Origin of the sequence: Bacillus sp. JJ783, assembly GCF_036963225.1 — a bacterium.
In the GTDB taxonomy this organism is placed as follows: Bacteria; Bacillota; Bacilli; order Bacillales; family Bacillaceae_G; genus Bacillus_A; species Bacillus_A cereus_U.
In genome coordinates this window covers 1-7,288 of record NZ_JBALMG010000207.1, presented here as the reverse complement: position 1 = coordinate 7,288, position 7,288 = coordinate 1, and the positions used below count along the sequence as shown (strand labels likewise).

Genomic DNA, 7,288 nt, shown 5'->3' with positions numbered 1-7,288 from the left:
TCCGGTCGCTCCGGCAGGCCCAGTTGGCCCTATTTGAGGTAAAGGAAAGGCACATGGAAAGGGTATGTGACAATTCTTTTTAAATTTACTCATTTTTACACCTCTCTTATAAATTAACTAACTAATTTTTTAACAACTTATGAGTAAACAGACACACAGGTGTAAGCAAAAAGCCTATAAAGATCACACAAAAGGTCTTAAGAGCAAGCCTCTATTTCACATTCGATACTAAAAAGTACCATATAAAAGTGCTCTTCGGACCAAGATTCTTATTGTAAAAGAATACATTACCCTATGAGCTTTTTACTAAAGGCGTGAATTGCTTGAATAAAAACGCTATTTGATAACTTAGTTATGTAGAAGAAAAATAGCGCACAAAGTTTTTTGTGCACCACTATATCAAAAACTATGTCTTGTCAGGTTAGTATATGTTCATTTTACACAATGGTGAACATATTGAAGTGGAACTTAAATTTAAAAAGAACACTTAAATAAGTGCTCTTAGGACCAAAACTATTAATGTAAAAGAATACGTGATATCGTATGTGGTTTCTTTAATAATGTGAGTCATTTGAATAAAGAGAAGTCGTACAGTAAAAAAAGAGCACTATACACCAGTGCCCTTCAATAAGGAGGTAACTCTCTGAGCTAAACATCTTTCGATATTAAGGTATGTTTAAGGGGTAAGAAATAAAACCAAAAGTGTAGTGGAATAAAAAAGGACAAGAAGTTTCACCTGTTCATGGGCTAGGGAGTAGAATGCCTTTTTAGCTGGTATGTAAGCATTATATGCAATGGAAATCAGAACATACAAAAAAGAGCAGCTAGCAAAAGCTAACTGCTCGCCTTCAAGGAAAGAGAGAAAGAGTTTGGGTTCTACAAATTGATTATAGCTGTTTAACAGCCTATCTATAGAATGACCGGGATTTATAATTTTATTCAGACAAACAAAAAGAGCAGTGAGTTTTCACTAACCGCTCGACTCCAGGGGAATTGGAGACTGGCTTATCTACAGTATTGACGAAATATTGAATTTTATTAAAGGGAGGAAGAGGAAAATGAAACACTGCAGTAATTGTTTAGAAGAAACAGATTGGATCGATGAAGTATCAGAGATGTGTGATGCTTGCATCCACGAATACGAAGAGAATTCAACAAAATAATCCTTTTGTAGAAAAGAGGAATGGATATGGAAATTATATATACAAAGTGGCATAACAATTACGATGAATTAACATTAGGTCAAAAATATAAAGCGAGTTTATATAAAAAAGGATGGTTGCTTATAGAAACTGGATATTTGCATAGTGCATTTTATTCATGGGTGGAAATAGAAGAAGGTGGAGAGATAAAAAAATAGGTGAAGCAACAATGATCGATAATCCAGATTTGGAAAAGTACTTTAAACAATGGGGAAATAGTTGTATTAAAGGGTATGTCAGAAAAAGTAGCAATATAAGTGCTAGTTATGAATTGTCAGTAAGTGTTTTTTCTTCTTATGGATACAATTTCGCTTGAGATTGATGTACATGTATGGTGACTCCTATAACAATAAAAGAGNNNCTCTTTTATTGTTATAGGATCCGCCAGCAATACAAAAAGCTGCAAGTACATTAATACAATGGAAGTTTCACTTTATTATAGACAAGGTGAAGTTGTAGTGGTTTCTCCAAAGAAAGGAAATCCATTTACCGTACCAGACGCTATAAGAGTTATATTTCCAGGCCCAGTAGCAGTAACATTCGTACTAAAAAATCCGCCTTCTTCTGTAAACACCGTAGTTGGAGAAACAGTCGCTGCACCTTGTATTGTGAACGTGACTGGTATTCCTGCAAATCCTATGCCATTTACTAACAAACGACCGGGTGCTACAACAGGAACGTTACAATCTGCACTTGTAAACGCTAGTCCAATAGCCACTTCTGTACCAGTGACTGGCAATCTCCTAACGCAGACTTTGACAATCTCCTTTTCTTTGAATTTAAAAGCAACTCGTAATCCGTCTATAAATCCAAAATTTTGTTCTTGAGCAGAAACTTGTCCAAGAATTGCTACTCCTGTGACCTCGAAAAGGTCTCCTTCATTGGCATCTTCACGATCAATGACACATTGAAAAGGGATATCATCAAAAACTTGAAATCCCGGCACTAGAGTGCCATTTTCTAAAACAGCAGTGTAAGTTAACGTTTTACGAACTACTCCGCAAATTACAACTTTTTCTGGGATTACATTTTCAATATCCGCTTCAACAGTTTGTGTAAAGGTAACGGTACCTGCAAGTGCTGGGGGGACAAGCTGCGTTGTGCGCTCAACAACAACTTGGCAACAAGTTGTTGGATTAATAAGTGGGCAAACCATTCATTATTCCTCCTTAGTTCTATAAATAATATTCTCTCAATACATTTCGAAGTCAAATAGAATACTATTGCTTCTACTATAGGGTATGAAGTAGATACAGAGCTTGTATAGGTGGATATCTTGGACAAGATTCCTTTTTTGAGCAAATAAATAAGTTATTTCATCTTAGAGAGATCCGGAACTGCAAATTTAGTCCCTGAAATGACCTGATTTTATATTTATGATGAAAGGGTATTGATTTACTTAGTAATCGTTTTTATGGAAACTTTTATAACATCTTTCTCTATAAAATTGAAAGCAAGGGTTTGTCTATACAGTCGAAAATCTTTTGAACTTCCAAAGCTAGCTTCATGTGCGAAAACTTCACCGATTATTTTTTTCTCGATGATGCTAAATTGATGATTTTCTTTAATGTCCGTTGATTCTATAAGACACTGGAAAGGAACATCATCTTGGATACTATGATTTGGAATCTCTCTGTTATGAGTTACTGCTGTATAAGTAACAGTTTTTCGGATATATCCAATAATGACGACTACTTCTGAACACACCTTTTCAATCGTAGTGAATATCTGTTTATCAACTTTGACGGTTCCTTTTTTTGCGGGAGGAACTAACTGGATCTTATGCTCAACAATTTGTCTGCAACACATCGTTTGGGATTTTGGAGCTTTTAATGATTGTTTTGTTTTTGGAGTTTTTGGGGATCGCGATGATTTTATTAGTTTTTGAACTTTCGGAAATACCGATAAATCGATATGCGGGAAAAAAGGTGCGCTTATATTAATGAAATCTTTCTTATGATGTGAATTCATATACGTTTCCTCACTTTTTGATAACATATAGTGTAGAATATGTTTTCTACACTATATATGCTTGTTTTTGACAAGGAATTTTAAAAAATGAGCTGTTGTCATATCTCGATATGATTCTTTGGCAATAAAAAAATTTTGCTTCTGATTTACATTCATAAAAAGCATATTACTCCTTTTCATTCATATAAGAGATAACGTGCTTTCAACTTTAAAAAAGGTCTATGAAATGCAGGGCGAACATTTAGACAAAATAATCGTTTGAATAGAAAAATAGATAAATGGTTTAAAAATGGTATAATAATACCAATTACACATTTAGTCCTACTGGAAGAACCAGCGGACATCAAACTATAAAGAGCATTAGTGATATTGCTCTATGGTTTGGTGTCCGCTTTTTGTTTTTTATTAATAAAATAGATAAGGAGTGTTTTTATATATGACGCAATTAACTTTCTTACCTAAAATTGATCGTAAAGCAACACAAGTCCGTTTAGAAGAGATTCTTGAAAATGTTCGTATTTATAGACAATTTGGGATGATTAGAAATGAGATGAAGGTCACAGCTTCTTGCGAGGTAAGATATCATGGCCCAACAAACATGGTAGGCAAGCCAGCTGAAGATGTTGCTCTAGCAAATGTTGTAATGAGTGAAAGAGAAGTGAAATTACAGCGCTTATCCTTTCAAATTGATAAGGCATTAAGTCGCTTTAGCAAGAATCAAAGAGACATCATTGTAAAGCGATATTTAGAAGATGAAGAAGTCTTTGATTACATGGTTTATAACGAGATTGGTATGAGTGAACGTACATACAGACGCAATAAATCTAATGCTTTTTATAAACTAGCTTTTGCTCTTAGATTAGAAGTATATGAGACAGAAAAGCATTACGGAGGCGATGACCGATGAATTTTGTTCAGCCAATACGTGACCCAGAGCAAATACAACAGATTAAAGAATATCTGAGGGAAAACAATGAGCGTAATTATATTTTGTTTGTGATGGGGATTAATACAGGTTTGCGTATAAGTGACATCCTAAAGCTTAAAATAGGTGATTTAAAGGGCAGTCATATTTCGATGAGAGAAAAGAAAACGGGTAAACAGAAACGTATTCAATTGACACCAGCATTAAAAAGAGAATTACGTTGGTACATTGAAGAAAGAGATGACAATGAATATTTAATTAAGAGTCGTGAAGGAAAGAATAAACCGATTGGACGCAGCATGGCATATAAGATACTTAGAAGTACAGCGGCAGAGTTCGGATTAGATGAGATAGGTACACATACATTACGCAAGACATTTGGATATCATATGTACATGCAAACAAAGAATATAGCCTTGTTAATGGAGATATTCAATCATTCATCCGAAAGAGTTACATTAAGATATATAGGCGTAAACCAAGATGCAATGGATAAGGCTATGATTAAATTCAAAATATAGCAAACATCCTTTTATTTTTTTGTGTTTTTACAGTTAACCATTTTTTATGTGTTGTGTAATTCAAAATAGGAAGTCTTATAAAGTTAAGAATATCAAGGCATCCAGCGATTGGGACAGTTACACAAAATATAAGATATGGGTAACTAAGTACTGTTAAAAGATTGGTGCTGTTTGTTAGAATTAAAATAGTAAGGAGTTGAGAAGATGAGGACCTATATTGTAAAGAACCTGTTTATAGAAGGGCTAGAAGAGGAAATCAATTATGATCAAGCTTATTTTAAGATAAATAGAGAAAAGAATTGTAAATGGACAATAGACATTGAATATCCAGGACCAAAAGATTTTTTTATAATGGCAGCATACTATGATAAAGAAGTGGAGGTTACATTTTCTACAATTTATGCAACTGGCATTAAAGGCATTGCTGAAGTTAAAAAAGTGCAGTCTAATAGTAACTATGTTCAATTAAGTGGAATCGGACTATTATAAGTAAGGATAACGGGAATAAAATAAGTGGCAGAGTCGTGACCGCTTTTTGGCAGTAAATGTGCCGGTTGTTTTGGGATCATCGTGTTATATTTGTATTGTGAGAAGTGGCGGAAAACATGACTCATAAAGATTCCTTTATATTTTGTCTAAACGATTCATAATGATGGCGCATAAAATCCGTAACCAGCAGATGGTAATGATTGAATGATACCGTTATTAGGGAGAGCTTTTGCTCTTCTTCTAGTTACTTAGTATTGTGCAAACAGATTGTTGTAGCAGCATTAGGTGACTGGAAGAAGAATAAAACTTCATTTACCGTACTTAAAATACAAAATAATAATTGATAACAAAGCATCCAGTCGGGTGTTTTTTATTTTGGAACAAGAATAAAAGAAAGAACATTACCAGAGGATTACCTGTGATGAATAGTGCTGTTTACCTTACAAAAGTGTAATGTAATGGCGCTAGTTATTTTTTTGTGTACCATCTATAATAAAGTTGGTAAGAGAACAGATGTACTCGCTCTTACAAAATATAAATAGATATATTGATTTAATAAGGAGATTAAACATTATGAATGTTACACATATTACCTTCGGGGATTCGGCACATGGAAATTTAAAGTATGTTTTTCAAAAAAATAATGAATACAAAAATGAAAAAGTTATTTGTATTAATGAGGATTTTTCAATAGGTCCTATTTATAAATTAGAATCTACTGAAGGAATGCAAGAAAGAAAACAATGGCTAAAAGAAGTACTAACAACAATAGGTCCAACTTCAGAATTAGATTATTTAGATTGGATTGAAACTATACTTAAACAAAATCCACAAATTGTAGAAGAAATCCCTAGTAGTAGTAAGGTAATCTTATGGCATGGGGAAAACGTATCTGATGCTATCGGTTTAAGGTTTGTGTTATCGCTTCTTCAAAATAAAAATATTCATTTTGAAGAAGTGAATGTTACAGATTTTAGCCATCATATCGAATATAAAGTACAGGATATACAAGGAAAAGAGATTCCACATGTACTAAGAAGTTTAGGTGAAATGCCTTCGGAATTGATTCTAGAAGCTCTTCTAATGAAAAAAGATTTGCCTCAAGCACACGTTCAAACTCTAATACAAGATTGGAAAAAATATGTTCAAACTAATGGTATAGTAAGGATATTAAAAGATGGACAAATAACCACTGTAGCTGAAAATTATTATGATGTACTTATCCTGGAAAATACATCGAATGAATATCAACGTGCATCCCTAATTGTTGGAGAAGTGATGGGGAAAAATGAACAGCGTATAGGTGATACTTATTTAATTTACCGAGTACATCAATTAATTCAACAAGGAAAATTGAATTGCCAAGGTAACCTAGCTAAAATAGAAATTCAATTACCTTAAATAATTTAATATCTAGAGCGGATAAAAACACTATTTCTTTTAGAGCCTTTTAATTTAAGAAATAGTGTTTTTTAATTCTTTTAATAGAAGTAAAACTTCATTTACTGTATTCAAAATAAAAGTATAATGTTTTGAGAAAAGAGCATCTAATTGGATGCTCTTTATTATATAAAAATTATAAAGATGGTGGAGAAAATGTGTGAGTGTAAATACCAATGAAAGAGTTTAAAACAAAAGAACAGAAGCGTAAGTTCTATGACAGTGGTGAGTGGAAGAGTATACGAGAACAAGTAAAGAAACGTGACAACTATGAATGCCAAGAGTGCAAGCGCGATGGTCGTTTTCAAACTGATACCAATGAGTACAGCGAGAGTGCCAAGCGTAAGAAAATACAGCTCGTTGTCCATCATATAAAAGAACTCGAACATCATCCAGAACTTGCATTAGTAATAGATAATTTAGAAACAGTCTGTGTGGATTGCCACAATAAAGAACACGGTAGAACATTCAAAAAGAAACAAAACAAATGGGAACACGATGAAAAGTGGTAAAAATGATTCAGTATCAATCCCCCCCTTAAAATATTTCACTCTTTTTTCGTCTAAGGGGCACCGGAGGAGGGGGTTAACTGTCAGGTTTTTTTCGAAAATACGCACGTAAGGGGGGGGTGGGTAGATGGCTGTTAGTATTGTAAGGTTAAAGGAACAGCTTATGAATAGTATTGATACGACAGATTTAGTTGAAGTTGAAAAGGTAGAACGATATATTGATCTAGTTAA

General features: G+C 33.6%; 8 protein-coding genes and 1 pseudogene. 7 read left to right on the top strand and 2 right to left on the bottom strand.

Annotated features, from left to right (window positions below; translation table 11 throughout):
- Positions 1-1,189 precede the first annotated feature (1,189 nt).
- Positions 1,190-1,360 (top strand): hypothetical protein, encoded by a 171-nt coding sequence (locus V7038_RS28180; RefSeq protein ID WP_335695984.1) that lies wholly within the window; start codon positions 1,190-1,192, stop codon positions 1,358-1,360.
- Positions 1,361-1,638: 278 nt separating this feature from the next.
- On the opposite strand, the gene V7038_RS28175 is transcribed toward V7038_RS28180, so the two are convergent.
- Entirely contained in the window at positions 1,639-2,358 is a 720-nt protein-coding gene (locus tag V7038_RS28175; protein WP_335695983.1) for a hypothetical protein, read from the bottom strand.
- A 239-nt stretch (positions 2,359-2,597) separates the two neighbouring features.
- Positions 2,598-3,173: a hypothetical protein gene (locus V7038_RS28170; protein WP_335695982.1), complete on the bottom strand. Its 576-nt coding sequence runs from the start codon at positions 3,171-3,173 to the stop codon at positions 2,598-2,600.
- A 436-nt stretch (positions 3,174-3,609) separates the two neighbouring features.
- On the opposite strand from V7038_RS28170, the gene V7038_RS28165 reads away from it, so the two are divergent.
- From V7038_RS28165 to V7038_RS28140, 6 genes and pseudogenes are all read left to right on the top strand, one after another.
- Entirely contained in the window at positions 3,610-4,080 is a 471-nt protein-coding gene (locus V7038_RS28165; protein WP_335695981.1) for an ArpU family phage packaging/lysis transcriptional regulator, read from the top strand.
- Positions 4,077-4,619, top strand: coding sequence for a site-specific integrase (locus V7038_RS28160; protein WP_335695980.1), 543 nt, complete (start codon positions 4,077-4,079; stop codon positions 4,617-4,619). The genes V7038_RS28165 and V7038_RS28160 overlap by 4 nt, the downstream gene beginning before the upstream one ends.
- Before the next feature lie 204 nt (positions 4,620-4,823).
- A complete protein-coding gene (locus V7038_RS28155; protein ID WP_335695979.1) occupies positions 4,824-5,108 on the top strand; it encodes a hypothetical protein in 285 nt (94 codons plus the stop codon).
- Positions 5,109-5,681: 573 nt separating this feature from the next.
- Positions 5,682-6,509, top strand: coding sequence for a DUF1835 domain-containing protein (locus tag V7038_RS28150; protein WP_335695978.1), 828 nt, complete (start codon positions 5,682-5,684; stop codon positions 6,507-6,509).
- A 215-nt stretch (positions 6,510-6,724) separates the two neighbouring features.
- Positions 6,725-7,060 (top strand): HNH endonuclease, encoded by a 336-nt coding sequence (locus tag V7038_RS28145; protein WP_335695977.1) that lies wholly within the window; start codon positions 6,725-6,727, stop codon positions 7,058-7,060.
- A gap of 124 nt (positions 7,061-7,184) precedes the next feature.
- Positions 7,185-7,288, top strand: a pseudogene (locus tag V7038_RS28140) (terminase); the annotation flags it as partial.

What these genes read in the sequence shown, in the direction of transcription:
- V7038_RS28165 (WP_335695981.1), top strand. Translation starts at nt 3,610, where the DNA reads ATGACGCAATTAACTTTCTTACCTAAAATTGATCGTAAAGCAACACAA.
- V7038_RS28170 (WP_335695982.1), bottom strand. Translation starts at nt 3,173, where the DNA reads ATGAATTCACATCATAAGAAAGATTTCATTAATATAAGCGCACCTTTT.
- V7038_RS28180 (WP_335695984.1), top strand. Translation starts at nt 1,190, where the DNA reads ATGGAAATTATATATACAAAGTGGCATAACAATTACGATGAATTAACA.
- V7038_RS28150 (WP_335695978.1), top strand. Translation starts at nt 5,682, where the DNA reads ATGAATGTTACACATATTACCTTCGGGGATTCGGCACATGGAAATTTA.
- V7038_RS28145 (WP_335695977.1), top strand. Translation starts at nt 6,725, where the DNA reads ATGAAAGAGTTTAAAACAAAAGAACAGAAGCGTAAGTTCTATGACAGT.
- V7038_RS28155 (WP_335695979.1), top strand. Translation starts at nt 4,824, where the DNA reads ATGAGGACCTATATTGTAAAGAACCTGTTTATAGAAGGGCTAGAAGAG.
- V7038_RS28160 (WP_335695980.1), top strand. Translation starts at nt 4,077, where the DNA reads ATGAATTTTGTTCAGCCAATACGTGACCCAGAGCAAATACAACAGATT.
- V7038_RS28175 (WP_335695983.1), bottom strand. Translation starts at nt 2,358, where the DNA reads ATGGTTTGCCCACTTATTAATCCAACAACTTGTTGCCAAGTTGTTGTT.